We start from the raw sequence: 25,084 nt of genomic DNA on the forward strand, positions 1-25,084 counted from the left end.
CCAGGATAGTGGAGCGACCTCACCGACCCGGAAATACTAGACACCTGTCCGGAAACCCTTCCATCCAGATGTAGAACGCGTTACATTTTCTGGGTCATCCGATGAGAGGGGTCGCTGTGCGCCACGGAATCACCCTGTTCACGAGCGATCGGGGTATCCGACCCGACGCCGCCGCGAGAGCCGCGGAGGAAGCGGGATTCGACAGCTTCTACGTGCCCGAACACACCCACATCCCGGTCCGGCGCGAATCCGCCCATCCCGGCACCGGCAACGAGACCCTCCCCGACGACCGGTACATGCGCACCCTCGACCCATGGGTCGCGCTCGGCCTCGCCGCAGCCGTCACTTCCACCATCAAGCTGGGGACCTCGGTGGCACTCCCCCTCGAGCACGACCCGATCACGCTCGCGAAGACCATCGCCACGCTCGATCATGTCAGCGGCGGCCGCGTCGTCCTCGGAGCCGGATTCGGTTGGAATGCAGAAGAACTCGCCGACCACGGGGTACCGCCGAAAAAGAAGCGCACGGCACTGCGCGAATATCTCGAAGCCATGCAGGCGCTGTGGACCCAAGAGGAGGCGTCCTACGACGGCACGTTCGTGTCGTTCGGACCGAGTTGGGCGTGGCCGAAACCGATCCAGCAGCCTCGCCCGCCTGTGCTGCTCGGCGCGGGGGCCACCGACCGGAACTTCGAGTGGATCGTCCGCTCCGCCGACGGATGGATCACCACCCCCAGAGAGCAGGACATCGTCGACCACGTGCAACGCCTGCACAAGATGTGGGCCGACGCGGGCCGAGCAGGCACACCCGAGGTGCTGGCACTCGCCGGTCGTCCCGACCCCGAGCAGCTGGACCAGTGGCGCGACGCCGGTGTCTCCGAAGTGATCTTCGGACTGCCCGATCGCGCCGCAGACGAGGTCGTCGCCTACATCGACCGTCTCGCCGGGAAACTCGGCCTCACTTCCTGACCCCCGCATCAGAAACGGATCACCACATGAGCACCGACGTCCATCCCCTGCTCGCCGACCGGGTCGCCACCTGGGATCACGAGGCCGACGTTGTCGTCGCCGGATACGGCATCGCAGGCGTGTCCGCGTCCATCGAAGCCGCCCGCAGCGGCGCCGAGGTCCTGGTTCTCGAACGCACCGGCGGGTGGGGCGGCGCCGCGTCACTGTCCGGCGGCATCGTCTACCTCGGCGGCGGGACCGGGCTGCAGAAGGCGCTCGGATTCGACGACACCGCCGAGAACATGAAGACCTTCATGCTCGCCGCACTCGGCCCGGGAGCCGACGAGGCGAAGATCTCGGAATACTGCGACGGCAGCGTCGAACACTACAACTGGCTCGTGGACAACGGTGTCGTGTTCAAGGAGAGCTTCTGGGGCGAACCGGGATGGGAGATCCCCGGCGACGACGGCCTCATGTACTCCGGCGGAGAGAATTCTGCCCCGTTCAACGAGATCGCCACGCCCGCACCGCGTGGCCACGTTCCGCAGATGACCGACAAGCGCACCGGCGAGAAAGGCGGCGGCTTCAAGCTCATGGAGCCGCTGGCACAGGTCGCCGAAGAACTCGGCGTCCGAGCCGAATACGACGTGCGCGTGCAGCGACTCATCGTGGACGGCGACGGACGCGTCGTCGGCCTCGCTGCCAAGCAGTACGGCAAGGACATCCACATCCGGGCCCGGCGCGGTGTCGTGCTGGCCACCGGAAGCTTCGCGTACAACAAGGACATGGTCGCCACCTATGCGCCGCAGTTGAACGGGCGCCCAGCCGCCGCCATCGAAGAACACGACGGTCGCGCCATCCGCATGGCGCAGGCGCTCGGCGCCGATCTGGCACACATGGACGCGACCGAAGTCGCGTTCTTCGGCGACCCCCAATTGATGGCGCGAGGAATCCTCGTCAACGCCCGCGGTCAGCGTTACGTCCCCGAGGACACCTATCCCGGCCGGATCGGACAGCTCACCCTGCTGAAGAACGACAATCAGGCATACCTGATCATCGATGAGAGAGCATACGAAGAAGGCTGTGCAACAGTGAGTTCCACCCCGTACTTCCGGTTCCAGCCCAAGTGGGTGGCGGAGACGGTGGAGGAACTCGAATCCGACATGGGGTTACCGGCAGGGACCCTGCAGTCCGCCGTCGAGGTGTACAACCGGCACGCAGCCGACGGCTCCGACCCGGTGCTCGGCAAGAAGACCGAATGGGTCAAGCCCATCGGCACACCCGTCGCCGCACTGGATCTGCGCAACTGCACCGCCGGATTCACCCTCGGCGGTCTGCGTACCACCGTCGACTCCGAGGTCCTGCACGTCTCGGGCGAACCGATCCCCGGGCTGTTCGCGGCGGGTCGCTGCACGTCGGGCGTGTGCGCGTGGGGGTATGCGAGCGGCACCTCGCTCGGCGACGGCAGCTTCTTCGGCCGCCGCGCGGGCCTCGCCGCAGCGAAGAACTGAGGTCGATACCCCGGCCCCGAACTGAGCGAATGTATCCTTCAGTCGATCAGATCGACTGAAGGATACATTCGCTCAATTATGTTGGGGCGGTGCCAGTCAGAGCACCGTCAGTGGCAGCGGGATGCCCCGGTCGGCGAACACGAATTCCGCGCCCGAGCTGAATCTGGTGACCTGCACGTCCTTGGACTCACGCGCCGGCGTGTCCTCTCGGATCACGTCGACGACGAGTGCGTCGGGTGAGTCCTCGACCATCCGCGTCGAGAAGTGCGGGTCGACCCCGCGGACGAGCGCATCGAGTGGTGCGAGGTGATCGGCGTCGATGAAGGTCGTCCACCCACCGTCGACATCGATGCCTCCACTGCGGTCGATACGCAGCCGGAGGTGATCTTCGTGGGCCTCGACGGTGCTCCCGACATACTGTTGCGGCGCGAGGACGGGGTGGATACCGAGCACCTTCGCGAGTCCGTCGAAAGTTCCGGACAGTCCGAGGGCGTTGCGGATCCGCTCCGATGTCAGCCCGGCGATGCCGGTGAGTTGCTTCCGGAGAAGCGTGGACGCTGAAGCCTCATCGGTGCGTTTGCGGACGCCGATCAGGAATCCGAGGGTGAGCATGTGTTGTTGGAGACACACCTCTTCGGCGATACGCACAAGCGCGGAGTGGGAGAAATCGTCGAAGCGCACGTCCGAGAGCAGCGGACCCGAATAGTCGTCGCGCCCACCGCCACCGGGGACGATCGGACTCAGTTCGACCGACCTCGCCGCCGTGCGTCCCAATGCCTCGGTGTGGGGTTCGACGACGGGCGGTACGTGCGACGGGTCGATCGTCACGGTCCAGGCGCAGTGCGGGTGCCGATCCTCGGGGCTGCGTGGCGGTCGGTGGATCGGCCTGACCTGCGCGTAAGGGTTTGTCGCCAGCGCTGTCGCATCGAAGGTCGGGTCCTCGATGTCATGGCACATCGCGGTGACGTATTCCTCGCCGAGTGGTTCGACGTCCATGAGCGCACCGCAGTGGTCGAGCCAGAACTCGCCGTGGTCACGGTCGTCGACGCGGAACCGGAAGTCCATGAACTGCGGTGGTGCGCCGATGTCGAGTTGCAGGCCCTTGAAGATCGTCACGATGTCGTCGCCCTCGTACTTCAGCGCCTGCTGCATGCGCCGGGTGTACCAGGGCGAGGACGCCTGCCATTCCTCGATCGCGACGGCCGCCATCCCCTCTCGTCCGAAGGCCGAGATCAGGTGGGCCATCCCGGAGCGGTCGATCAGCTGGCCGCACAGCAACAGTTCGGGGACGAGAACTGCGAGATCCCCTCGCGACAACGCCTCGAACGATGATCCGGCACGCACAGTGGTCACCACAGCGGCACCGGTGCCTGACCCGCCCGGTACCAGCCGGGAAGCCGCTTGCCGGATGTGGACCGCTCGATGCGCTTGTTCATGCCGTCGGACAACGCCCCGTCGGTGATCATCTCGAGGAAGAGATGCGACACGTTCCCGAAATCGAAGAAGTCGCGCTGCCACGACCACTGGAAATTGCCGCCGTAGCGGAACCAGCTGCCACCGATGCCGTGCAATGCGTAGCGCTCACCGTTGTCGCGCTTCGCATCGGCGATCTGCTTCCACAGGCCGATCACGTCGCCCGTGCGATCGTCGACGACGACCTGCTGGTAGGGGTATTCCCACCCCTCCAATCCCCGCATCTCCTGTCCGAGTGCGAGTTCGCGGATCTCGTCACGGCCGACGGCCATGAAATCGTCCTTGGGTCCGTAATTCCACCCGTAGGTGGCGTCCTCGGTGTACATCTCGGCCAGCGGCTTCCAGTCCTGCTCGGCCTCGGCGCGTTTGTTCGCATCGAGCCAGCGGGCAACCATCTCGTCGAGCTCAGCACGGTCGAACGTGGACATAACGTCTCCTGTCGTCAGTCTTGGGCCAGTCGCAACGCTTGGGTGGGGCAATAGCGGACAGCGGCTTCGACGTCGTCGCGCTGGCCGTCGGGGACCTCGTCGACGAGGACCTCCACGGTGCCGTGTTTGGGGACGGTGAACACGTCGGGTGCTTCCATCTCGCACATGGCGTGTCCCTGGCACAGGTCGAGATCCACTTCGATCTTCACGATTACTCCGTTTCCCGCACCCGCCGGCGGTACCGAACCGCGCACGGTTGCGCGAGCTGCACCACCATCTTCGAGTGATCGTTACGGTAGGTGTCGGAGGGCTGGGCAAGCTCGAACTCGAAGTCGCGCAGGAGTATCGAGAAGATTGCTTTGAGCTGCATCAAAGCGAACGCTGCGCCGACACACCGGTGCCTGCCCGCCCCGAACGGAATCCAGGTCCAGCGGTTGACGATGTCTTCCTGGTTCGGGTCGATGTATCGACCCGGGTCGAACACATCGGGATTCGGGAAGTCCTCGGGTATGCGATTGGAGATCGCCGGGGTGGCTCCCACGAGATCGCCCTCGGCGATGCGGTAGCCGGCCACTTCGAAGTCCGCGCGCGCCACCCGAAGCAGCAGGATCAACGGCGGGTGCATCCGCAGCGTCTCCTTGAGTACCGCCTCGAGATTCGGGATCTGCCGTAGCGCATGGAAACTCACGTCTGCGCCGTCGGAGTAGATCGCGTCGAGTTCACGGGTCACCTGCTGCATGTTCTGCGGGTTGCGCAGCAGCTCGATCAAGGCCCACGCCGCGGTGCCGGACGTCGTGTGGTGCCCTGCGAACATCATCGAGATGAAGATGCCGGTGATCTCGTCGGCGCTGAACCGTTCGTTTCCGTTCTCGTCCTTGATGGACACCAGGACGTCGAGCATGTCCCGGTCTTCCTTGCCCTCGGGGGGGTTCGCGATCCGGCCGTTCATGATTCCCTGGACCAGTTCGACGAGTCCGCGGCGGGCTTCGTCGCGGCGACGGAAGCTTTCGATCGGAGCGTAGGGGTCGACGAAGGCGAGCGCGTCGGTGCCCTTCTCGAGATCGTGGTAGAGGCGCGAGAAGCGGTCGTCGAGTTCGTCGCGGAACTTCTTGCCGATCAGGCACGCCGACGACGTGTAGATCGTCAGTTCGGCGAAGAATTCGAGGAGGTCGATCTCCCCCTCGTCGCCCCATCCGGCAATCATGTCCTGGACCTCGCGGTCGATGGTCGCCGCGTGCCCCCTCATCTGTTCGCCGCGCAGTGCCGTGTTGTGCAGCATCTCCTTGCGCCGTTCGGGGCTCGCATCGAACACGACGCCCTCCCCGAACACCGGCGTCATGAAGGGATACGCGGCCTGCTGGTCGAGGTCGTCGTCGGACGATCGGAAGAAGAACTCGTTGGCTTCGGCGCCCGAGAGCAGCACGACCTTCTTGTCGGCGAGTTGGAATATGCCGACGTCGCCGCATTCGTCGCGCACGCGGTTCATCAGAGCGATGGGGTCGGTGCGCAGTTCCTCGAGGTGTCCGTGTTCGTGTTCGCCGCCGGAGACACGAGGCGGTGCGACGGCCGTGTGGGATGGTCCGGTCACTTCTCTTCCTTCCGCAAGGGTGCTTCGGGCTGCACTTCGACGAGCACGATGTGGGCGCCGCGGGGCACGGACACCACGGTCGCGGCGGCGGCGGCGATATCCGACGCACGGAGGAAATACGGGTGGCGAGCGAAACCCCAGCGTTCCCAGTCTTCGAGGAGGGGGCCCACGACCTCGGCCGGTGCGGTCATTCCGGCACCGGTCTGAGTGGGGCCGGGCCGGACGGTGGACGCACGGACCCCGGTTCCTTCGAGTTCCATCCGCAGTTGGACGACGAGGGCTTCGAGGCCGGTCTTCGCGGCAACGTAGGCGCCCATCCGTGGGCGCGGGACGTCGGCGCAGTCCGAACCGATCACGACGAAGTCGCCTCGTTTGCGTTCGATCATTCCGGGGAGCACGCGACGCGCGAGGCGTTGGGTGCCGTTGAGGTGCACGTTCACCTGGAACTCGAACCGGTCCGGGTCCATCTCGTGGACGAGGGAGAAGTCCATGTCGCCTGCGCCGGAGACGACGATCTCGATGGGGCCGAGTGCCTCCTCCGCAGCGGTGACGAAGGCATCGACCGAGTCGGTGGACGACACGTCGAGATGGTGGGCGAACGCCTCACCGCCTTCGCCACGGATCTTCTCCGCGATGGCCTGGCACTCGTCGACCCGGCGGGCGCCAAGCGCGACCGGATGGCCGAGTTCGGCGAGCGCGTATGCGGTGGCCGTCCCGATTCCCGACGAGGCACCGCTGACGAGCGCAGGCCTGCGCGCAGGGTGTGGCTCGAATCTAGGCATGTCGCTCCGTCACTTTCATGGGGAGGGCGGCGAAGCCGCGAACATTGGTGGAGTGGACCCGTTCGGTGCGGTCGAAGTCGATCTCGTAGTCGGCGACCCGGCGCGCGAATTGTTCGAGTGCGATGTTCGCCTCGAGCCGTGCGAGGTGAGCTCCGAGGCAAAAGTGCACTCCCGCGCCGAAACTCGCGAGCTTGCCTGCGATGTCGCGGCCGAGGCGGAAGTCGTCGGCGTCGTCGAACACCTCGGAGTCGCGGTTGGCGGACCCGATGAGCAACAGCACCTTGTCGCCGGAGCGGATCGTGGCGCCGTGCAGGTCGATATCTGCCGTGGCAGTGCGAGCGACGAGCTGGCTCGACGTGTCGTAACGCAGGGTTTCTTCGACCCATTCGGGCGCACGGTCCGGGTCCGAAAGCACCTGCGACACTTCGTCCTTGTTCCGAGCTCCCCAGTAGAGCGCATTGCCGAGGAGTTTGGTGGTGGTTTCGTTTCCGGCGACCACCATGAGGAACATGAACCCGATGATCTCGTCGTCGTCGAGCCGGTCGCCGTCGATCTCGGCGTCGAGCAGAGCCGAGGTGAGATCGGTCGTCGGCGACTTCCGGCGCTCCGTGATCATGTCCGCGTAGTAGCCGACGAGATGCAGCGACGCTTCCATCGCCGAGACCGGGACGTCGAGCACACCCTCGTCCCGATGCACGACGAGATCGGCGAGTCTCCTGACCTCGGCACGGTCGGCCTCGGGAACTCCCATCAGTTCGGAGATCACGTCCATCGGCAGTCTGGCCGCGAAATCGCCGATCCAGTCGAATTCACCGCTGGCGAGCGCGGGTTCGAGATGCCCGAGAGTGAGCTCGAGAGTCCGATCCTGCAGTTCCGCGACTCGGCGCGGGGTGAACCCCTTCGAGACGAGCTGACGCATGCGCATGTGCCGCGGGTCGTCCATGGCAAGGAACGACATCACCTTGTAGGCGTTGGGCCCGTACGCAGCCGGATCGAGCGAAACACCGTTCGCACTGGACAACCGCGCGTTGTCGCGGAAGCCGGCGACGACGTCGGCGTGTCGCGACAACGCCCAGAAGTTCAGGTCGGGGTTGTAGTAGAGCGGCGCTTCCTCGCGAAGCCGACGATAGGTCGGATACGGGTCTTCGTGGAAGGCGTAGTCGTAGGGATCGAACGTCGGCGGGTCGAGCGATACGAGCTCCGAGGGAGCCTGGATCATGGATCACTCCAATAACAGTCGGGCCGAGATTTCCAGCCTGTCGGCAAGCTTTTCGTATGTTCCGTAACCCATTCCCGCTCGCACGAGCGCACCGGCATAGAGAAGCTCGAGCGCCTCGACTTCGTCGGGATCAGCGCCGTCCCCGAGTGCGGCGGAGAGCCTTTCGCGGATGTCGAGACCGATTCGGGCGCGTAGATGCTCGACGTCGGGGTCGCGACCGAGCAACGCGCTCGTGACGGCGGCAGCCAGTTCCGGTTCGTCGGCCATGAGCAGCGCGACTCCCCTCAGCACCGCGACCACGCGATCGGCACGATCCGCTTCGTCGGAAAGCTCGACGGGGGCGGCGGCGAGCCGTCGCCAGAAGACCTCCGCGACCAGGTGCTCCTTGGACGAGAAGTACGTGTAGGCGGTCGCGGGCGCGACACCGGCCCGCGCGGCGACGATACGGACGGTCAGTCCTGCGAATCCCTCTTCGCCCAGCACCTCGACGGCAGCCTGCGTGAGCCGCTGCACGGTGTCGGCCTGCCGTTCGGTGAGCCGACGCCGGGTGGATTCGAGATTCACATTTCTGGACACGTGTCTGGACATTACTACGGCAACTGTCGTCCGGCAATGGTCGCCGACCATCTCGCGCATGAATTCATCCCTGACGCGGGTAGATCCGTACCGGCATGGCCTTGATGCCGTTGATGAAGTTCGATCGCAGACGCCGAGCGGGCCCCGCCGGCTCGATGCGGTCGAGCCGCGTCGCGAGAGTGTCGAACATGATCTTCAACTCGAGGCGCGCCAGGTGCGCACCCAGACAGAAGTGCACCCCGGTACCTCCGAATGCCACATGCGGGTTGTCCTCCCGCGCGATGTCGAAGACGTGGGGGTCGTCGAACACGTCGGCGTCGCGGTTGGCGCTCGGGTAGTAGACCACCACCTTGTCGCCCCGCTGCACCGGCTGCTCCCCGATCGCCGCCGGGCAGGTCGGGGTACGGCGGAAGCCGATCACAGGGCTGACCCAACGCAGGATCTCCTCCACGGCACTCACCACGAGCTCCGGTTCGTCCTGGAGGCGCCGCCACTGGTCGGGATGCTCCATGAAGGCCTGCACCCCTCCGGAGATCGCGTTGCGGGTCGTCTCGTTCCCCGCAATCACGAGGAGCACGAATAACATGTCGAATTCCATCTCGGTGAGCGTGTCGCCGTGCTCGTCCGGAGTGATGAGCTTGGTGACGATGTCGTCGCGGGGCTCGATACGCCGCTGCGCCGCGATCTCGTTCGCATACAGAAAGACCTCCGCCGCAGCGAGTTCGCCGTCCTCCCGAGTGCTGCCGTACTCCGGATCGTCCCAACCGATCATTCTGTTCGACCAGTCGTAGAGTTTGCCGACGTCCTCGGCAGGCGCTCCGAGCAGCGCGGCGATCACCTCGAGCGGCAAAGGTGCGGCCGCGACCGGAACGAAGTCGACGACCTGCCCGTCGCGGCCCGCTTCTATCAGGTCGTCGACCACGCGCGCACAGATGTCGCGAATGTGGCCCTCGAGCTGCTTGATCACGCGCGGTGTGAATCCACGGCTGACGAGCTGACGCAACCGGGTGTGATCGGGCGGGTCGAGATTGAGAAGCATGGAGGCCTGCTTGAGCCGGGTCTCCTCGTCGAATTCGTCGATCTGGGTGGAACCCATCGCGGCAGAGAACGTGGTGTCGCGCGAGACTCCGATGACATCGGTATGGCGCGTCACCGCCCAGTACCCCGGCCCGTCGTCCTCCGCTTGCCAGTAGACCGGGCATTGCCGGCGAAGGTCGTCGAAGAAGGCGTGCGGGACGCCCTGGGTGTAGAGGTCGGGGTTCTTCAGATCGATGTGGGATGTCGTCATGGTGCGCCTCACGAGTCGGTGGCGAACGGCTACCGTTTATAAACTACATACCTTCGTTTGCAATGGAAGCCCCTTAGAATGAATTCATGGCACGTGACAATTCCAAGCCCATCCGACGACGAACTCTCACGCGCGACAAGGTGATCGACGCCGCCCTCGCCGCCGTCGACGAGGCGGGTTGGGAACAGCTCACGATGAGCACGCTGTCGAGCCGGCTCGGTATCGTCGCCGCCTCGCTCTACAACCACGTCCGCGGACTCGACGACGTCCGAGCTGCAGTGCAGGCGCGCGCAATGACCGACCTGGGAATACACCTGCGTGAGGTAGCGATGGGCCGCAGCGGCAAGGACGGCCTACGTGCGTTGATCGATGCTCACCGGTCCTGGGCCACGACACACCCACGCCGCTATCAGGCCTTGACCACCGCTCCGATCGACCGCGACGGCCTGATCGCGGCAGGCCTCGATGCGAATGCCGCCCTGGGGTCGATGCTGGACTCGTGCGGAGTCCCCGAAGAGCGGGCGCTCGAAGTCACGATCGGGATGTTCTCGGCCTTGCACGGCTTCGCGATCCTCGAGAGCAGCGGGTTCCTCGGCGACGAAATCGACCTCGACCGAATCTACGAATCCGTGGTCCGGGGCGCACTCGCCCACCTGCCCACACCCTCCGCAGCGACCGCGACGTAAACTGATTACAGTCGTCCCCAGATGGGGAAGCGTGCGAATACGTTCGAGCGTGCAGTTGTTGTCGATTCTCACGAGAAATATGACAACAACTGCACGCTCGCTCTCGTCGTATCAGACTCCCCCGTAACGGCATCCACTCGAACCATTGCATTCTCGGAACATGTCGAACTATAGTCCAGACACCTGTCCAGAACGTAAGGGAATCGTCTGATGACATTGCGCCCGACCGACAGTTCCACGCTCCTGATCGACGGAAAGCTCGTCCCCGGCAGCGGCGGCACGTTCGAGATCCTCGATCCCAGCACCGAAGAGGTCCTCGGCCACGCAGCCGACGGCACCGCCGCCGATCTCGACGCCGCCATCGAGGCTGCGCGCCGCTCCTTCGACCACACCGACTGGTCCCGCGACCACGCCTTCCGCGCGCACTGCCTGCGGCAGCTTCGCGACGCCATCCGCGGCCACATCGAGGAACTCCGGGAGATCACGATCGCGGAGGTCGGCGCACCCCGGTTCCTGACCTCCGCCGCCCACCTCGAAGGGCCCGTCGACGACCTGCTGTGGTTTGCCGATCTCGCCGAGAACTATTCGTGGAAGAAAGATCTCGGCAACGCCTCTCCCATGGGAATTCCCACCCATCGGTATCTGCTCCGGGAAGCCGTCGGCGTGGTCGGCGCGATCACCCCGTGGAACTTCCCTCACCAGATCAACTTCGCCAAGATCGGGCCCGCACTCGCCGCAGGCAACACCGTGGTGCTCAAGCCCGCCCCCGACACACCGTGGTGCGCAGCGCTGATCGGCAGGATCGCCGCCGAGGAAACCGACATCCCGGCAGGCGTTCTCAACATCGTGACCTCGAGCGACCACCGCATCGGAGCGCTCCTCGCCGAAGACCCGCGGGTGGACCTGATCTCGTTCACCGGGTCCACAGCCACCGGCAAGTCGGTCATGCGGGCCGCATCGGAGTCACTCAAGAAGGTCTTCCTCGAGCTCGGCGGCAAATCTGCATTCGTCGTACTCGACGACGCCGATCTCCGCGCGGCATGCTCCATGGCGGCGTTCACCGTATCCACGCACGCCGGGCAGGGTTGCGCGATCACCACGCGCCTCCTGGTGCCACGCGCCCGCTACGACGACGCCGTCGCGGCCACCGCGAAGACACTGCAGAATCTGCGCCCCGGCGATCCACGCGACCCCGGCACCGTCTGCGGCCCATTGATTTCGGCGCGGCAGCGCGACCGCGTCGAAGGTTACATCCGCCTCGCTGTGGAGGAGGGCGGCACGATCGTGGTCGGAGGTGGACGACCCGCCGAACACGATCGTGGGTTCTTCGTCGAGCCCACCCTGATCTCGGGCCTCGACAACTCTGCGCGCACGGCACAGGAGGAGATCTTCGGACCGGTGCTGGTGATCCTGCCCCACGACGGCGACGACGATTCGATCCGCATCGCCAACGACTCCCCGTACGGGCTCTCCGGTGCGGTGTACGGCACCGACCCCGACCGCATCGACCGGGTCGTCGCGGGAGTCCGCACCGGCACCCTCGGAGTCAACGGTGGCATCTGGTACGCCGCCGACGCACCGTTCGGTGGTTACAAGCAATCCGGGATCGGCCGGGAAATGGGACTGGCCGGATTCGAGGAATACCTGGAGACCAAGCTCGTCGCAGAACCCGCGAACTGACGTCGTCGCCCACCCGCGACGAATCCGAAAGGACCAGCACCATGGCCAGATTCAACGATCGCACCGCGATCGTCACCGGAGCCGCCCAAGGAATCGGCGAGGCGTACGCACGAGCGCTCGCAGCCGAGGGCGCACGCGTGGTGGTCGCCGATATCGATGCCGAGCTCGGCGAGCAGGTCGCCAAGCAGATCGTCGTCGACGGCGGCGCCGCCACATTCCTGCGCGTAGACGTCTCCGATCCCGATTCGGCAAAGGAACTCGCCGACAAGACCGTCGAGACCTACGGCGGCATCGATCACGTCGTCAACAACGCCGCGATCTACGGAGGAATGAAACTCGACCTCCTACTCACCGTTCCGTGGGACTACTACAAGAAGTTCATGAGCGTCAATCTCGACGGCGCCCTCAACATCACCCGCGCCGTGTGGCCGCACATGACGAGTAGTGGCGGGTCGATCGTCAACCAGTCGTCCACCGCCGCGTGGGTGTACTCGGGCTTCTACGGGCTCGCAAAGGTCGGAATCAACGGCCTCACACAGCAACTCGCCGTCGAGCTCGGCGGATCGAACATCCGCATCAACGCTATCGCACCCGGACCCATCGACACCGAAGCCACCCGTACCACCACCCCCTCGAACATGGTCGCCGACATGGTGAAACAGTTGCCGCTCAAGCGGATCGGCACCCCCGACGACCTCGTCGGCATGTGCTTGTTCCTGCTCTCCGACGAAGCGGGCTGGGTCACCGGCCAGATCTTCAACGTCGACGGAGGTCAGGTGATCCGCTCGTGAAGGCTCGAATCGGCTATATCGGTCTCGGCAACATGGGCGCACCGATGGCTCGCCGCCTGCTGGACCACCACGGCAGCGTGACCGTCCTCGATACCAACCCCGATGCGCTCAGTCCCTTCATCGAAGCGGGCGCCCACTCCGTCTCGGACGCAGCAGAACTCGCATCGGTCAGCGACATCGTGTGCGTGACGGTGCTCGACGACGCCCAAGTGCGCGACGTCGTCGCCGGTCCCGGCGGACTGCTGTCCACCGCGACACCGGGCACGGTGATCGCTGTGCACTCGACGATCTCCGACACCACGGCCGTCGACCTGGCCGAACAATGCACCGCACGCGGGGTCGAGTTCGTCGATGCACCGGTCAGCGGCGGCGCGGCGGGCGCGAAGAAAGCCGCTTTGGCCGTCATGGTCGGAGCATCCGACAAGGCTTTCGCTAAGATCGAAGAGCCGTTCAGCGCGTTCGCCGCGCTCGTGGTGCATGCCGGCCCGGTCGGTGCGGGTACCCGGATGAAACTTGCCCGGAATCTGCTTCACTTCGTGTCGTTCACCGCCGCGACCGAAGCCCAACGACTCGCCGAAGCCGCCGGAATCGACATCACCGAACTCGGAAAAGTCGTCCGGCACACCGACGCGATCACCGGAGGTGCCGGTTCGATCATGTGGCGCGACAACACCTCCCCGCTCGAACCCGACGATTCCTGGTTTCCGATCTTCTCGCACGTGCGCGCACTGGGCGAGAAGGATCTGGCGCTCGCACTGGCGCTCGGTGACCGACTCGAGGTCGAACTTCCACTCGCAGCACGCGCCCTCGCGGGCCTCGGCCCCGGCCTCGGAGTCGGGATCGGCGACATCGCACGCACCCACAGCATGGAGGAACAGTCGTGACCGACGACAAGCGCGAACGCGGACTCGAGATGATGGGGAAGGTCTACGGATTCGAGTTCCAGGACGGACCGGGCGCCCATTTCGCCGCCACCGCCGATCACCTGTTCGCCGACATCTGGTCGCGACCCGGTCTGAGCCTCCGCGACCGGCGCCTGCTGCTGCTCGGCGCCCTGGCCGCGCAGGGGCTGAGCGACGTCGCCGAGATCCAGATCGGCGCCGCGCTGCACAACGAAGAACTCGACGAGGAGCAACTGCGGGAGATCGCATTGTTCCTGTCGCACTACGTGGGCTGGCCCCTCGGAACGAAACTGGACAACGCGGTCGGCAGTGCACTGCACGCACGTCGTACCTCTGCACGCTCATGACAGTGGGCGCGCTCGCCGCTCCCGAGTTTCCTGAACTCGGCTTCTATGCGCTTGCCGGGCACGCTCCCGACCCGCGCGAGTTGCTCCATGAGATCCGCTACGGCGAACAACTCGGTCTCGGCGCGGTATTCCTGTCCGAACGATTCGACACCAAGGACGCGGGCGTGCTCGCCGGGGCAGTCGCGGCCATCAGCGAATCGATCGGGATAGGTACCGCCGCGACGAACCCCCAGACCCGTCATCCGATGGTGACCGCGACCATGGCCACCACCGCCCACCGGCTCAGTGGAGGCCGCTACGCCCTTGGGCTCGGCCGCGGCTTCGGGGCCCTGTTCGACCTGATGGGTCTGCCGCGAGTGTCGTCGGCACGGCTCGACGACACCGTCGGGCTTCTCCGCACGCTGTTCCGCGGCGACGCGGTAGTCGGCCACGACGGTCCCGCAGGCACGTTCCCGTACCTGCGTCGCACCGCCGACGGAACAGATCGCATCCCGATTCTCATGGTCGCACTCGGCGACCGATCACTCGAGCTCGCGGGACGCATCGCCGACGGCGTGGTCCTGCACACCTTCTTCTCCGACGCGACGGTGGCGCGGGCCGTGAAGATCGTGCGCGACGCCGCTGCCGGCGCCGGACGCGACCCGGCCTCCGTCCGAATCTGGTCGGTACTGGCGACCGTCGAAGAGTCCATCCCCGACACGGAACGACGACGCAAACTCGTGGGCAGACTCGCCACCTATCTCCAGGGCTACGGCGACGTGCTGGTCAAGGCCAACGGGTGGTCCCCCTCCGACCTCGAGCGGTTCCGCGCAGACCCGATCGTGCAGCAACACCAGGGCGCATTCGATGCGACCGGTACCGACGAGGTGCTCCGGCACCTGGAGGCGCACTTGCCCGAACACTGGCTCGCGGCGTCGGCCACCGGCACATCCCAGCAATGCGCCGAGCGGATCGCCGACCAATTCGACGCCGGCGCCGACAGCGTGATCCTGCACGGGGCCACTCCCGCAGAGCTGGCTCCGGTTCTCGACGCGTGGCGGCACCTCCGCACTCCCCGCCGTTTCGCACATCTGCCCGCAAATCCCGGATGGAGTACTCGGTGAGCAACACCGTCGTGTCCGATATTGCAGAGCTGACCCCCGAGTGGCTCAGCGCCGCCCTCGACGCCCCCGTACACAGCGTCCGCGCGGAGCCCATCGGTACCGGGCAGGTCGGCACGTGCCACCGGCTCGAACTCACCGGCGACGGGGTGCCGGAACGACTCGTCGCCAAGCTTCCCGCAGCCGACACCGGTATGCGCGCGATGCTCGCAGGCGCGTACCGCGGCGAAGTCCGGTTCTACACCGATCTCGCAGCGACCGTCGCCGTCCGGGCTCCCCGATGTCACTTCGCGGCGCTCGGCGACGACGGGAACTTCACGCTCCTGCTCGAGGATCTCGCCCCCGCCCGGCAGGGTGATCAGATCCGCGGATGTACACCGGTAGAAGCACTCGACGCCGTTCGCAATCTCGCCGATCTGCACGCCCCGCGGTGGAACGATGCGGATCTGCTCGGCCTGGAATGGCTCGGACGGCCCGACGAGGCTCAGGCCCGCATGCTCTCGGAGTTGTACGGGCCTGCGGTGGATACCTTCGTCGCGGATCTGGGCGACCTGCTCGACGACAGCGACACCGACACCTTACGCTCATGTGTCGACGCCACCGAACGGTGGATGACCGCTCGCAGTGAACGTTTCACCGTGCTGCACGGCGACTATCGCCTCGACAATCTCATGTTCCCCGACGACGGTGCTCCCGGTGTGACGGCCGTGGATTGGCAGACGATCACCCTGGGCCTTCCCGCCCGCGACCTCGCGTATTTTCTCGGCACATCGTTGCCTCCCGCCTTGCGTCGCGACCACGAACACCATCTGGTCACCGCGTACCACCGCAGGCTCGTCGAGCAGGGCGTGGAGCGCTTTGCATTCGCCGAGTGCTGGGACGACTACCGGTTCGGTGTACTGCAGGGCCCGCTCATCGCGGTATTCGGATGTGCCTTCGGCACCCGGACCGAGCGGGGAGACCGGATGTTCGCAGCAATGGTGGCGCGTTCGTGTGCAGCGATCCGCGACCTCGACAGCTTCGGCGTCATCGGATGACGGCGGTATCGCACACCGAGCACGCTCGGTAATGTGACGCATCGAACGCTCAGCTCGTCCGACGAACGGAGACCGACCGCGATGACTCGCACCACCCTCCCCCGCGAAGCGATCGAACTCGCAGAAGCAACACCGGGTTTCATGCCCATCGACGAGGGCACGGCGCTGCACGACGCAGCCGTTCGCTATCTCGGCGACGGGGTGGGCGTCGAGATCGGCACCTACTGCGGCCGCTCCACGGTGTATCTGGGCGAAGCTGCGAAGGCGACGGGCGGGACCATTGTCACCGTCGATCACCACCACGGTTCCGAAGAACATCAGCCGGGCTGGGAATACCACGATTCGTCGCTGGTCGACCCGCACACCGGCAGGCTGGATACGGTCGGAAAACTGCGGCACACCCTCTCCGACGGAGCCCTCGAGTCGCACGTCGTCGCGATCGTGGGTAGTTCCCCTCAGGTCGCGGCATTCTGGCGCACACCACTCTCCTTCGTCTTCATCGACGGCGGGCACAGCAGCGAAGCAGCGCAGGCGGACTACGCGGGCTGGGCACGGTGGGTGGAACCGGGCGGTGCCCTGATCATCCACGACGTGTTCCCCGACCCTGCCGACGGCGGACGTCCGCCGTACGAGATCTATTGCCGCGCACTCGAAAGCGGGGAGTTCACCGAGGTCTCTGTCGCCGGGTCGTTGCGGGTGCTCGAACGCACCGGGGGCGTCGTCGGGTCGTAGGAGCACTTACAACGCTCCATACGAGCCGGTGCCCCCGGTCGGGCGTCAGACGAATACCTCGCAGCGCTCGGTGCAGTGATCCGGGCCCAACTGCGCCGGGGGCACAGCGGCGTCGCGGAACAGCGCATTTCCTCCGGTCGTCCGCGACAACGCATCCGCCGCGAGGATCACCGCCGCACTCGTCCACGAACTGACCTCGACGGGCCACCGTTTGCCGTCGTCGTAGACGAGTCCCGTCCAGTACGAGCCGTCCGGGTCGCGCAGGTGTTGCATGGCCGCGAACAACTCGTTCGCTCGCGCGCTGTCGCCGAGAGCATCGAGCGCGAGGACGAGCTCGCACGTTTCGGCGCCGGTCACCCACGGTTTGTGGTCGACACAGCGGATCCCGAGTCCGTCCACGACGAAATCGGACCATCTCTCCCGGATGCGCCGATGCGCTTCTGGGCCGCGCAATGCACCACCGAGTATCGGGTAGTACCAGTCCATCGAATACTCGGGCTTCGGCGTGAACAACTCTGGGTGCCTGCGCAGGGCATGTCCCAATCGATACAGTGCCACTTCCCATTCCGGCTGCGGGTCGTCGACGAGTTCGGCGAGCTGCACACCGCACCGCAAGCTCTGGTGGATGCTGGCGCATCCGGTGAGCAGTGCCTCGTCGACGAGGCCACCGGATCCTCGCGCCCACGCGATGTGCCCACCGGGAAACTGCATGTCGACGACGTGGTCGAGCGCTGCCCGCACGGTCGGCCACATCCCGGTGGTGAACATCCGGTCGCCGGTGACGAGATGGTGATGCCACACCCCCACGGCGATGTATGCGGTGAAATTGCTGTCGGTATCGGTGTTCTCGATGATCCCGTTGTGGTACTTCACGGGCCACGAGCCATCGGACCGCTGCGTCCTGCGCAGAAAGTCGAAGGCAGCCGACGCTTCGTCGAGCAGTCCGGTGACGGTGAGCGCCATTGCGGATTCGATGTGATCCCACGGATCGGTGTGGCCACCGGGAAACCAGGGAATCGCCCCGGACGGCTCCTGCATGCGCGCAATCGCACGCCCCGTCGCCAGGCACTCGTCGCGCGACAGGACGCCGGGCACATGCGGCATCATCTGCCGATGCAGCTCACTGCGGCGCACCGGATGCACCCGGCTTCTCGAGATAGAACACGACGCTCTTTCCGATGACGGGGTCGAGCAGCTTCTCCGCGGTGCGGGTCAGCCACGGCCCCTCCATCAGATCCCACACGAGCATCCGGTGATACGCCTTCGTCAGCGGATTGTTCTCGTTGTCGACGCCGACCGCGCACTTGAGCCACCAGTACGGCGAATGCAACGCGTGGGCGTGATCGGTCCCGCGCACCGCCAAACCCGCCGCGGTGAGCTTCGAAGCCAGCTCGTCCGCCTTGTAGATGCGCACGTGCCCGCCCTCGACCTCGTGGTAGGCGTCCGACAGTGCCCAGCAGATCTTCTCGGGGAACCACCGCGGGACAGTCACCGCTGCAACACCACCGGGCTTGAGAACCCGGACGACCTCTGCGATCGCCCGCTCGTCTTCGGGAACATGTTCGAGCACTTCGGAAATCAGGACCACATCGAAGGTGTCGTCGGCATACGGCAGCGCCAGCGCGTCACCCACCTCGGCGCGGGCGAGAGCGCCCTCGGGAGCCTGACCCTCGAGGTCCATCGCCACGAACATGTCGGCGACCGCCTTCATGTCGTCGGCGCTGCGATCGAATGCGACAACATCCGCGCCACGCCGGTACAACTCGAAGGAGTGCCTGCCTGCACCGGCACCGATGTCGATCGCGCGGCACCCCGGCCGCACCCCCAGCCGGTCGAAGTCGACGGTCAGCATCAGTCGGTCCTTCCTTCGTGTGCAGCGATCGCGCTCTCGTAGACGGCCGCGGTCTGCGCAGCGACTGCGGCCCAGCTGTACTTCTCTTCGACGCGCGAGCGAGCGGCAGCGCCGAGTCGGGCCCGCCGATCCGGGTCGTCGAGCAGCGCCGCGATCGCGGCGGCCAACTGTTCGGCGTCACCCGGTGGCACGAGCTCGCCTGCATCGCCGACCACCTCCGGTATCGCACCCGCGCGACTGGCCACGAGCGGCGTCCCGCACGCCATGGCTTCGACCGCCGGCAGTGAGAAGCCCTCGTACAGCGACGGCACTGCAGCGACCTCCGCCGACGCGAGGAGCTCCGCGAGCGCAGCGTCGTCGATCCCCGACACGGTGCGCACGACATCACCGATGGCGAGGTCGTCGATGAGGCGCTCGGTGGCACCACCGGGGGCGAGCTTGGAGACGAGCACGAGCTCGATCTCACGCTCGGTGTGCAGCTTGGCGACGGCCTCGAGCAGCGTGGGCACCCCCTTGAGGGGGGCGTCGGCGCTGGCCACGCACACGATGCGCCCCGCGACCCTGGGCGTGGACGGTGGCGCGAACAGGTCGGTGTCGACGCCGAGTGGGATCGTGTGGAGGCGGTCCGGCTCGATGTCGAAGGCAGTGCGGATGTCGTCGGCGGAATTCTCTGAGACCGTGAGCAACGTCGGTATCTTCCGGGCGACCCGCCCCTGCATGCGCAGGAATCCGTACCAGCGCCGCAACGTGAGCTTGCGACGCAGTGTGGGGGCCGACGCGAGATCGAGTTCGCGGTCGCGGGTGATCGGATGGTGGATGGTCGCGACCAGCGGTAGATCCTTCGCGATGCGGAGAAGGCCCGAACCGAGTGACTGGTTGTCGTGGACGACGTCGAAATCGGCGACTCGGTCGCGCAGCAGCCGCGCCGCGCGAATCCCGAAGGTGCGTGGTTCCGGGAACCCGGCGGTCCACATGGTGGCGACTTCGAGAACGTCGATCAGGTCTCGGTACTCGCCGGGTCGCGGTGTGCGGAACGGGTCGTCGTCGCGATAGAGGTCGAGGCTGGGTACCTTCGTCAAAGTCACGGCAGGGTCGAGTTCCGGGTACGGCTGACCCGAGAACACTTCGACGTCGTGACCTTGGGCTGCGAGCTCCCGACTGAGGTGGCGGACGTAGACACCCTGACCACCACAGTGCGGTTTGCTCCGGTACGACAGCAGAGCTATGCGCACATCAACCCCCGGAATTGTTCGGACACGTGTCCATTCAGTTACGTAGGGCACACACTAGAACATGTTCACCCGGTCGCGGTAACAGGAGTGGTCTGGTGTCGGCAACAGTATCGGACTGCAACGGCATCGGACTGAAACGACGACGAAGGCCCGGTATCTCATCGATACCGGGCCTTCGTGTGGAGCGACCCTGACGGGACTCGAACCCGCGACCTCCGCCGTGACAGGGCGGCGCGCTAACCAACTGCGCTACAGGGCCATAGGAGCCCGCTGGGCTCTCATAGCGGGACCCACCGCACGCGGTGGGTCCGTCGTATTCATTTGCCTGTATTCATTTGTCGATAGTCGAACTCGACCATCGTTGTGGCCAGGGCCGGGATCGAACCGGCGACCTTCCGCTTTTCAGGCGGACGCTCGTACCAACTGAGCTACCTGGCCGGATGGCACCCGAACCGAATGCCGATCGCATACCTCTGCGACCCTGACGGGACTCGAACCCGCGACCTCCGCCGTGACAGGGCGGCGCGCTAACCAACTGCGCCACAGGGCCTTGCTATTCAATTCTCTGCCAGCGTACTGCACACATCCGGCCGAAACCGAAGTGTACCCCCTACGGGATTCGAACCCGCGCTACCGCCTTGAAAGGGCGGCGTCCTAGGCCGCTAGACGAAGGGGGCCCGACCGGATTCCTCCGGCACGCACCCTCAACGGGATTTTCCGTTCCGCTGGGAGCTTGGACAGCTTATGTCACAGCATTCCTGATTCACAAATCCACAGGTCATGCCACTAATCCGGCGTCTGCGGCCAACCATGCTCGCGCCACCGAGTCAGCCACTGTTCCGAGGCCATCGCTTCGAGAGGAACCTCGAGGCACGCCTCGAATTTGGACTTGACGTCGATCTCCGGGGACGTGAGGTCGGCGAGGTAGCGCTGGCCGGCCAGCGACGACCCGACCGCTTCGATGAACCTGCGGATGTCCACGCCCGGACGGAACAGTCCTTGCTCTTGGGCTTCGATCGCGAGCCGATAGCCCGCCCTGCCCCAGATGTAGCTGCCGCGCAGTTGCGCTTCGCTCATGAACTCGGGTTCGGTGACGAGCCTGAACTCGGCCGCGATCACGTCGTCGTTGCGCAGCGCCTCCCCGAGGTCCGCGACCATTCCGTGCAGACGTTCGAACGGGTCCAGGTCTGCCGCCTCGACCCAGTGCGTCACGATCGTCCGGTAGTGCTCGAGTCCTTCTTCGAGGACCGCGCGGGCGAGTTCGTCCTTGGATGCGAAGTGGAAGTACATCGCGCCCTTGGTGGCGTTCGAATGTTCGAGAATCGAGTTGATCGACGCGGCGCCGTAGCCGCGCTTCGCGAACTCGACGGCAGCCGCCTTGATGATCGCGGAACGCGTACGACGCGCACGTTCCTGTTGACGTGACATGAACGAATCGAGCCCTCCGAATATCCGACCCCCGCAGGAAACTCTAGTCGCGCAGCATCCGAAGCGGCCGGGTGACCTGCTCCGCAGAACGCCGTGAACCACAGAACACACCGAGTGGTATGCTTTCCGCGGCTCGGGTGCGGAAGCAGGGGGTGTGCACCCGAGCCCATCGAAGTATTCGGATTTCGTGTCCGATACGATCTGGCTGCACAGTGTGGTTACACTGTGCGCCCATGCCCCTATAGCTCAGTTGGTAGAGCTACGGACTTTTAATCCGCAGGTCGTAGGTTCGAGCCCTACTGGGGGCACAGAGAACGACCCGGCGTTCCGCAATTACGGACGCCGGGTCGTTTCCGTTCGTGTGGGAGGTCAGCGGCCGGTAGGCCCAGAGGCCGGATCTTCCGGAGGCAGCCCTTCCGCAGCGGGGGCACCGCCCGCCGAATCGGAGTCGCGCCTCTCGGCTTCGGCCGCCTTCCGTTCGAGGTCGGCGCGCGCAGCCCGCAGATCCTTCCCCCGCTTCCGGTATCGAACCACCGCAACGACGAGCATCACGAACACGAGCACACCGATGACGGCCCCCACCAGCGAGGCACCGCGGAATCCGGGTGCGTCGACATCCATGATCCGTTCACCGGCGTGCGCCGCGTTTCCACCGCCGAGTACGACGCTGAGCGTCATCAGGTTAGGTATCGCCACGACGAGTGCGAGGACCGTGAGCGCAATCTGGACACCGCGACCGTACTTCCACCCGCGTACCTGCCAGACCCACACGATCAGGATGAGTGGGATCGCGGTGCACAGGATTCCGAACAGCAGGCCCCACATGATCCCGCGGGAGAATCCGCCTTCGGCAAGTCCCGCGATGCGTTGCGCCCACCATCGGGGTACGAATGCGGCGAGCACGAAGTAAGTGATGACAAGTACGAGCAGGGCCGCGACCACCGTGACGATCTTCTTGAGCCACGGCGGCATTCCCGCTCGCCCGATTTCGGACGATGTCCTGGCGTCAGACATGGGACACAGCGTACGGTTCGCGTCGGCCCAACAGCATCAATTGCTTGCCCTCGCGTTTCCCACCGCGTTTACCGCTCCGTTTTGGATAGTGTGATCACGCGCTAATCGAATCCGGGGTGGGAGGCACATGCGCAGTTTTGTGGATCTGGGCCTGTTCCTGGCTGCAGTGGCATTGGGTATCGGCACCGTCTTGCCCATGGTCGGAGGAGCTCGCTCCACCGAAATCCCCCTCTCTGGACTCCGCGACGGTTTTCCCGGCGGGGATCCCACAAGCCTTGTCGTTGCGGAACTACCGCTGTACGAGTCCCTTGCGATTCCACTCGCGGCGGCATCGGTGCTGCTGTTGATCGCCGCACTGTTCGACTCCGTAATCACCGGCTGGGCAGGCACCGTCCTCGCATTGTCGGTGTGTGTGGCCGCCGCGGTGCGTATCTTCCAGTCGCACGGCGCCTATCTGGCGGAGAACCACAGCACGGCATTGACCAACCAGAACGGATTCGTGCTGCTGGCCAGCGGCACCCTCGTCGGATTGGTGTGCTGCCTGGTCTCGCTGCGCCCCTCCCGGCAGCGGGCACGCAGCTGACGGCGGCACTGTCGATACGCTCAGCCCACCGGCGTCCATCGGGTGGCGCCCCTGACCAGGCGAGGGTCCATGGCAAGTCTTGACGAACTGATCTCTCAGGTACCGATCGATCAGGTGGCGCAGAAGCTCGGCGTCGACACCGCAACGGCGGAGACCGCTGTCCGCGCGGCCCTCCCGACCCTCGTCGGTGGCCTGGACGCGAACGCGCAGGACGCGGCGGGAGCTGCCTCTCTGATGTCGGCCGTGAACAAGCATTCGGGTTCGACGATCCTCGACAACGGAGTCGACGTCGCGAAGGTCGACACCGCCGACGGCAACAAGATCGTCGCCAACGTGTTCGGCAACAACAAGGACCAGGTCATCAGCACGCTGGGTTCGGTCAACGGTTCCGGAGGCAAAGACCTCATCGCACAACTGCTGCCGATCCTGGCGCCGATCGTCCTGTCCTACATCGCGAAGCAGATCACCGCTCCCACCACGGCCCCCACCACGACGACGGCAAGCGCAGGCAACCAGGGCGTCCTCGGCGATCTGCTCGGCGGACTGTTGAAGAACGCAGCGGGCGGCTCCGGTAACACCGGCGGCGGACTGGGCGACATACTCGGGGGCGTTCTGGGCGGCAATTCCAGCGGCGGACTCGGCGGGCTTCTCGGCGGCCTCCTCGGCGGAGGAAAGCGCTGATCGGCACCATCTGAACTCACGTTCGGACGCGGGCCCCGGAACCCACCGGGGCCGCTTCCCGATCCGGGGACTTCAGGCGGTACACAGTAGGGACCCGGTACCGTAGCCACGGACGTTTGTGACGGGGAACATTGTGGATTCCGGTCGGCCGCCCGGTTCGGTGTGCGACGACAGATTCGACGGACACCAACCTACGGTCCCGTAGGCTGGGCCACCGAAACGACATCACACGGACAGGGGTACGAATCAATGACGCGAGTCCTGACTCAACTGGAGCTACTGCGTGAGCTGGAGCCCGTGGCCGAGGCGAACGTCAACCGACACCTCTCGATGACCAAGGATTGGCATCCCCACGACTACGTGCCGTGGGACGAGGGACGTAACTTCGCAGCCATGGGTGGGCACGACTGGGAGCCCGAGCAGTCGAAGCTGGGCGAGGTCGCCAAGGCAGCGATGATCACCAATCTGCTCACCGAAGACAATCTGCCCTCCTACCACCGCGAGATCGCCGTCAACTTCTCACGTGACGGCGCATGGGGCACGTGGGTCGGACGGTGGACGGCAGAGGAGAACCGTCACGGCATCGTGATGCGCGACTACCTCGTCGTCACGCGCGGCGTCGATCCCGTCGCTCTCGAGAACGCCCGCATCGAGCACATGACGAACGGCTTCGCGTCCCCGAGCGAGGACACCGGCCTGTTGCGCTCGGTCGCGTATGTCACCTTTCAGGAGCTTGCAACGCGCGTCTCCCACCGGAACACCGGCCACGCGTGCAACGACCCGATCGCCGACAAGATGCTCCAGCGCATCGCCGCCGACGAGAACCTGCACATGATCTTCTACCGCAACATCTGCGAAGCCGCCCTCGACATCGCGCCGGTCCAGGCCCTCGAAGCGATCACCGAGATCCTGAAGAACTTCCAGATGCCCGGCGCAGGCATGCCCAACTTCCGTCGCAATGGTGTTCTGATGGCCAAGCACGGCATCTACGACCTGCGCCAGCACCTCGACGATGTCGTGATGCCGGTCCTTCGCAAGTGGAAGCTCTTCGACCGCGACTTCGGTAGCGCCGGTGCACAGACACTCGACGAACTCGGTACCTTCCTCGAAGACCTCGAGAAGCAAGCCGTGAAGTTCGAGGAGATGCGCGACCGCTCGCTCGCTCGCGAAGCCGCCAAGCGCGAGCGCACCGCCGCCGTCTCCTGAT

The 25,084-nt window shown here is 65.5% G+C and carries 26 protein-coding genes and 5 tRNA genes; 14 read left to right on the plus strand and 17 right to left on the minus strand.

Annotated elements, in window-relative coordinates:
• Positions 1 to 116: 116 nt before the first annotated feature.
• Together ACFWCF_RS07915 and ACFWCF_RS07920 are read left to right on the plus strand one after the other, a co-directional pair.
• The gene (locus ACFWCF_RS07915) at positions 117 to 968 is read left to right on the plus strand and encodes an LLM class F420-dependent oxidoreductase (RefSeq protein WP_378559460.1); all 852 of its coding nucleotides are present in this window, start codon (positions 117 to 119) and stop codon (positions 966 to 968) included.
• A 26-nt stretch (positions 969 to 994) separates the two neighbouring features.
• Positions 995 to 2,458: an FAD-dependent oxidoreductase gene (locus tag ACFWCF_RS07920; RefSeq protein ID WP_378559317.1), complete on the plus strand. Its 1,464-nt coding sequence runs from the start codon at positions 995 to 997 to the stop codon at positions 2,456 to 2,458.
• A 96-nt stretch (positions 2,459 to 2,554) separates the two neighbouring features.
• On the opposite strand, the gene ACFWCF_RS07925 is transcribed toward ACFWCF_RS07920, so the two are convergent.
• The 8 genes from ACFWCF_RS07925 to ACFWCF_RS07960 form a co-directional block, all read right to left on the minus strand.
• Positions 2,555 to 3,814 (minus strand): hypothetical protein, encoded by a 1,260-nt coding sequence (locus ACFWCF_RS07925; protein WP_378492774.1) that lies wholly within the window; start codon positions 3,812 to 3,814, stop codon positions 2,555 to 2,557.
• Entirely contained in the window at positions 3,808 to 4,359 is a 552-nt protein-coding gene (locus ACFWCF_RS07930; protein ID WP_378492773.1) for a nuclear transport factor 2 family protein, read from the minus strand. The genes ACFWCF_RS07925 and ACFWCF_RS07930 overlap by 7 nt, the downstream gene beginning before the upstream one ends.
• Positions 4,360 to 4,373: 14 nt before the next feature.
• Complete coding sequence (locus ACFWCF_RS07935) at positions 4,374 to 4,568, minus strand: ferredoxin (protein WP_378492772.1); 195 nt, start codon at positions 4,566 to 4,568, stop codon at positions 4,374 to 4,376.
• A gap of 2 nt (positions 4,569 to 4,570) precedes the next feature.
• Positions 4,571 to 5,947 (minus strand): cytochrome P450, encoded by a 1,377-nt coding sequence (locus ACFWCF_RS07940; protein ID WP_378492771.1) that lies wholly within the window; start codon positions 5,945 to 5,947, stop codon positions 4,571 to 4,573.
• Positions 5,944 to 6,729: an SDR family oxidoreductase gene (locus ACFWCF_RS07945; protein ID WP_378492770.1), complete on the minus strand. Its 786-nt coding sequence runs from the start codon at positions 6,727 to 6,729 to the stop codon at positions 5,944 to 5,946. Before ACFWCF_RS07945 ends, ACFWCF_RS07940 begins: the two co-directional genes overlap by 4 nt.
• Positions 6,722 to 7,948, minus strand: a complete 1,227-nt coding sequence (locus tag ACFWCF_RS07950) for a cytochrome P450 (RefSeq protein WP_378559320.1) — start codon at positions 7,946 to 7,948, stop codon at positions 6,722 to 6,724. Before ACFWCF_RS07950 ends, ACFWCF_RS07945 begins: the two co-directional genes overlap by 8 nt.
• Positions 7,949 to 7,951: 3 nt before the next feature.
• Positions 7,952 to 8,512, minus strand: coding sequence for a TetR/AcrR family transcriptional regulator (locus tag ACFWCF_RS07955; RefSeq protein ID WP_378559463.1), 561 nt, complete (start codon positions 8,510 to 8,512; stop codon positions 7,952 to 7,954).
• Between the two features lie 76 nt (positions 8,513 to 8,588).
• Positions 8,589 to 9,812, minus strand: a complete 1,224-nt coding sequence (locus tag ACFWCF_RS07960; protein WP_378559323.1) for a cytochrome P450 — start codon at positions 9,810 to 9,812, stop codon at positions 8,589 to 8,591.
• Positions 9,813 to 9,898: 86 nt separating this feature from the next.
• Between ACFWCF_RS07960 and ACFWCF_RS07965 the strand changes: the two genes are divergently transcribed.
• The 8 genes from ACFWCF_RS07965 to ACFWCF_RS08000 all read left to right on the plus strand — a co-directional run bounded on the left by ACFWCF_RS07965 (position 9,899) and on the right by ACFWCF_RS08000 (position 17,087).
• Positions 9,899 to 10,498 (plus strand): TetR/AcrR family transcriptional regulator, encoded by a 600-nt coding sequence (locus tag ACFWCF_RS07965; protein ID WP_378559326.1) that lies wholly within the window; start codon positions 9,899 to 9,901, stop codon positions 10,496 to 10,498.
• Positions 10,499 to 10,708: 210 nt separating this feature from the next.
• On the plus strand, positions 10,709 to 12,178 hold the full coding sequence (locus ACFWCF_RS07970; RefSeq protein ID WP_378559329.1) for an aldehyde dehydrogenase: 1,470 nt from the start codon (positions 10,709 to 10,711) through the stop codon (positions 12,176 to 12,178).
• 41 nt (positions 12,179 to 12,219) lie between these two features.
• Positions 12,220 to 12,969, plus strand: coding sequence for an SDR family oxidoreductase (locus tag ACFWCF_RS07975; protein ID WP_378559332.1), 750 nt, complete (start codon positions 12,220 to 12,222; stop codon positions 12,967 to 12,969).
• Positions 12,966 to 13,853 carry an NAD(P)-dependent oxidoreductase gene (locus tag ACFWCF_RS07980; RefSeq protein ID WP_378559335.1) on the plus strand — a complete coding sequence of 296 codons (888 nt, stop codon included), beginning with the start codon at positions 12,966 to 12,968 and terminating at the stop codon, positions 13,851 to 13,853. The genes ACFWCF_RS07975 and ACFWCF_RS07980 overlap by 4 nt, the downstream gene beginning before the upstream one ends.
• Complete coding sequence (locus ACFWCF_RS07985; RefSeq protein ID WP_378559338.1) at positions 13,850 to 14,218, plus strand: carboxymuconolactone decarboxylase family protein; 369 nt, start codon at positions 13,850 to 13,852, stop codon at positions 14,216 to 14,218. Before ACFWCF_RS07980 ends, ACFWCF_RS07985 begins: the two co-directional genes overlap by 4 nt.
• Positions 14,215 to 15,321, plus strand: a complete 1,107-nt coding sequence (locus tag ACFWCF_RS07990) for a TIGR03857 family LLM class F420-dependent oxidoreductase (protein ID WP_378559341.1) — start codon at positions 14,215 to 14,217, stop codon at positions 15,319 to 15,321. Before ACFWCF_RS07985 ends, ACFWCF_RS07990 begins: the two co-directional genes overlap by 4 nt.
• On the plus strand, positions 15,318 to 16,355 hold the full coding sequence (locus ACFWCF_RS07995) for a phosphotransferase (protein ID WP_378559344.1): 1,038 nt from the start codon (positions 15,318 to 15,320) through the stop codon (positions 16,353 to 16,355). The genes ACFWCF_RS07990 and ACFWCF_RS07995 overlap by 4 nt, the downstream gene beginning before the upstream one ends.
• Positions 16,356 to 16,436: 81 nt before the next feature.
• The gene (locus ACFWCF_RS08000; protein ID WP_378559347.1) at positions 16,437 to 17,087 is read left to right on the plus strand and encodes a class I SAM-dependent methyltransferase; all 651 of its coding nucleotides are present in this window, start codon (positions 16,437 to 16,439) and stop codon (positions 17,085 to 17,087) included.
• 45 nt (positions 17,088 to 17,132) lie between these two features.
• On the opposite strand, the gene ACFWCF_RS08005 is transcribed toward ACFWCF_RS08000, so the two are convergent.
• The 8 genes from ACFWCF_RS08005 to ACFWCF_RS08040 form a co-directional block, all read right to left on the minus strand.
• On the minus strand, positions 17,133 to 18,206 hold the full coding sequence (locus ACFWCF_RS08005; protein ID WP_378559466.1) for a prenyltransferase: 1,074 nt from the start codon (positions 18,204 to 18,206) through the stop codon (positions 17,133 to 17,135).
• A 1-nt stretch (position 18,207) separates the two neighbouring features.
• Positions 18,208 to 18,939 (minus strand): class I SAM-dependent methyltransferase, encoded by a 732-nt coding sequence (locus ACFWCF_RS08010; protein ID WP_378559350.1) that lies wholly within the window; start codon positions 18,937 to 18,939, stop codon positions 18,208 to 18,210.
• Positions 18,939 to 20,171: a glycosyltransferase family 4 protein gene (locus ACFWCF_RS08015; RefSeq protein WP_378559353.1), complete on the minus strand. Its 1,233-nt coding sequence runs from the start codon at positions 20,169 to 20,171 to the stop codon at positions 18,939 to 18,941. The genes ACFWCF_RS08010 and ACFWCF_RS08015 overlap by 1 nt, the downstream gene beginning before the upstream one ends.
• Positions 20,172 to 20,356: 185 nt before the next feature.
• Positions 20,357 to 20,430 (minus strand) — tRNA-Asp (locus ACFWCF_RS08020).
• 105 nt (positions 20,431 to 20,535) lie between these two features.
• Positions 20,536 to 20,609, minus strand: a tRNA-Phe gene (locus tag ACFWCF_RS08025).
• 38 nt (positions 20,610 to 20,647) lie between these two features.
• Positions 20,648 to 20,721 (minus strand) — tRNA-Asp (locus ACFWCF_RS08030).
• 54 nt (positions 20,722 to 20,775) lie between these two features.
• Positions 20,776 to 20,848: transfer RNA gene (locus ACFWCF_RS08035), tRNA-Glu, on the minus strand.
• Positions 20,849 to 20,957: 109 nt separating this feature from the next.
• Positions 20,958 to 21,599, minus strand: a complete 642-nt coding sequence (locus ACFWCF_RS08040; protein ID WP_378492122.1) for a TetR family transcriptional regulator — start codon at positions 21,597 to 21,599, stop codon at positions 20,958 to 20,960.
• 235 nt (positions 21,600 to 21,834) lie between these two features.
• Between ACFWCF_RS08040 and ACFWCF_RS08045 the strand changes: the two genes are divergently transcribed.
• Positions 21,835 to 21,907: transfer RNA gene (locus ACFWCF_RS08045), tRNA-Lys, on the plus strand.
• Between the two features lie 61 nt (positions 21,908 to 21,968).
• On the opposite strand, the gene ACFWCF_RS08050 is transcribed toward ACFWCF_RS08045, so the two are convergent.
• Positions 21,969 to 22,613: a hypothetical protein gene (locus ACFWCF_RS08050; RefSeq protein WP_378492121.1), complete on the minus strand. Its 645-nt coding sequence runs from the start codon at positions 22,611 to 22,613 to the stop codon at positions 21,969 to 21,971.
• A 127-nt stretch (positions 22,614 to 22,740) separates the two neighbouring features.
• Here ACFWCF_RS08050 and ACFWCF_RS08055 point away from each other — a divergent pair, with 127 nt between their 5' ends.
• The 3 genes from ACFWCF_RS08055 (at position 22,741) to ACFWCF_RS08065 (ending at position 25,083) form a co-directional block, all read left to right on the plus strand.
• Positions 22,741 to 23,196 carry a hypothetical protein gene (locus ACFWCF_RS08055; RefSeq protein ID WP_378492120.1) on the plus strand — a complete coding sequence of 152 codons (456 nt, stop codon included), beginning with the start codon at positions 22,741 to 22,743 and terminating at the stop codon, positions 23,194 to 23,196.
• A gap of 69 nt (positions 23,197 to 23,265) precedes the next feature.
• The gene (locus tag ACFWCF_RS08060; RefSeq protein ID WP_378559356.1) at positions 23,266 to 23,877 is read left to right on the plus strand and encodes a DUF937 domain-containing protein; all 612 of its coding nucleotides are present in this window, start codon (positions 23,266 to 23,268) and stop codon (positions 23,875 to 23,877) included.
• A 249-nt stretch (positions 23,878 to 24,126) separates the two neighbouring features.
• Positions 24,127 to 25,083, plus strand: a complete 957-nt coding sequence (locus tag ACFWCF_RS08065) for an acyl-ACP desaturase (RefSeq protein ID WP_378559359.1) — start codon at positions 24,127 to 24,129, stop codon at positions 25,081 to 25,083.
• Position 25,084: the final 1 nt, after the last annotated feature.

The sequence above is a fragment of the Rhodococcus sp. NPDC060090 genome (assembly GCF_042729855.1).
Classification (GTDB): Bacteria; Actinomycetota; Actinomycetes; order Mycobacteriales; family Mycobacteriaceae; genus Rhodococcus.

Bases quoted from the DNA above. Each gene is read 5' to 3' on its own strand.
- ACFWCF_RS07920 (WP_378559317.1), top strand. From the start codon at position 995: ATGAGCACCGACGTCCATCCCCTGCTCGCCGACCGGGTCGCCACCTGG.
- ACFWCF_RS07930 (WP_378492773.1), bottom strand. From the start codon at position 4,359: ATGTCCACGTTCGACCGTGCTGAGCTCGACGAGATGGTTGCCCGCTGG.
- ACFWCF_RS07945 (WP_378492770.1), bottom strand. From the start codon at position 6,729: ATGCCTAGATTCGAGCCACACCCTGCGCGCAGGCCTGCGCTCGTCAGC.
- ACFWCF_RS07950 (WP_378559320.1), bottom strand. From the start codon at position 7,948: ATGATCCAGGCTCCCTCGGAGCTCGTATCGCTCGACCCGCCGACGTTC.
- ACFWCF_RS07960 (WP_378559323.1), bottom strand. From the start codon at position 9,812: ATGACGACATCCCACATCGATCTGAAGAACCCCGACCTCTACACCCAG.
- ACFWCF_RS07965 (WP_378559326.1), top strand. From the start codon at position 9,899: ATGGCACGTGACAATTCCAAGCCCATCCGACGACGAACTCTCACGCGC.
- ACFWCF_RS07970 (WP_378559329.1), top strand. From the start codon at position 10,709: ATGACATTGCGCCCGACCGACAGTTCCACGCTCCTGATCGACGGAAAG.
- ACFWCF_RS07975 (WP_378559332.1), top strand. From the start codon at position 12,220: ATGGCCAGATTCAACGATCGCACCGCGATCGTCACCGGAGCCGCCCAA.
- ACFWCF_RS07990 (WP_378559341.1), top strand. From the start codon at position 14,215: ATGACAGTGGGCGCGCTCGCCGCTCCCGAGTTTCCTGAACTCGGCTTC.
- ACFWCF_RS08000 (WP_378559347.1), top strand. From the start codon at position 16,437: ATGACTCGCACCACCCTCCCCCGCGAAGCGATCGAACTCGCAGAAGCA.
- ACFWCF_RS08010 (WP_378559350.1), bottom strand. From the start codon at position 18,939: ATGCTGACCGTCGACTTCGACCGGCTGGGGGTGCGGCCGGGGTGCCGC.
- ACFWCF_RS08040 (WP_378492122.1), bottom strand. From the start codon at position 21,599: ATGTCACGTCAACAGGAACGTGCGCGTCGTACGCGTTCCGCGATCATC.
- ACFWCF_RS08050 (WP_378492121.1), bottom strand. From the start codon at position 22,613: ATGTCTGACGCCAGGACATCGTCCGAAATCGGGCGAGCGGGAATGCCG.
- ACFWCF_RS08055 (WP_378492120.1), top strand. From the start codon at position 22,741: ATGCGCAGTTTTGTGGATCTGGGCCTGTTCCTGGCTGCAGTGGCATTG.
- ACFWCF_RS08060 (WP_378559356.1), top strand. From the start codon at position 23,266: ATGGCAAGTCTTGACGAACTGATCTCTCAGGTACCGATCGATCAGGTG.
- ACFWCF_RS08065 (WP_378559359.1), top strand. From the start codon at position 24,127: ATGACGCGAGTCCTGACTCAACTGGAGCTACTGCGTGAGCTGGAGCCC.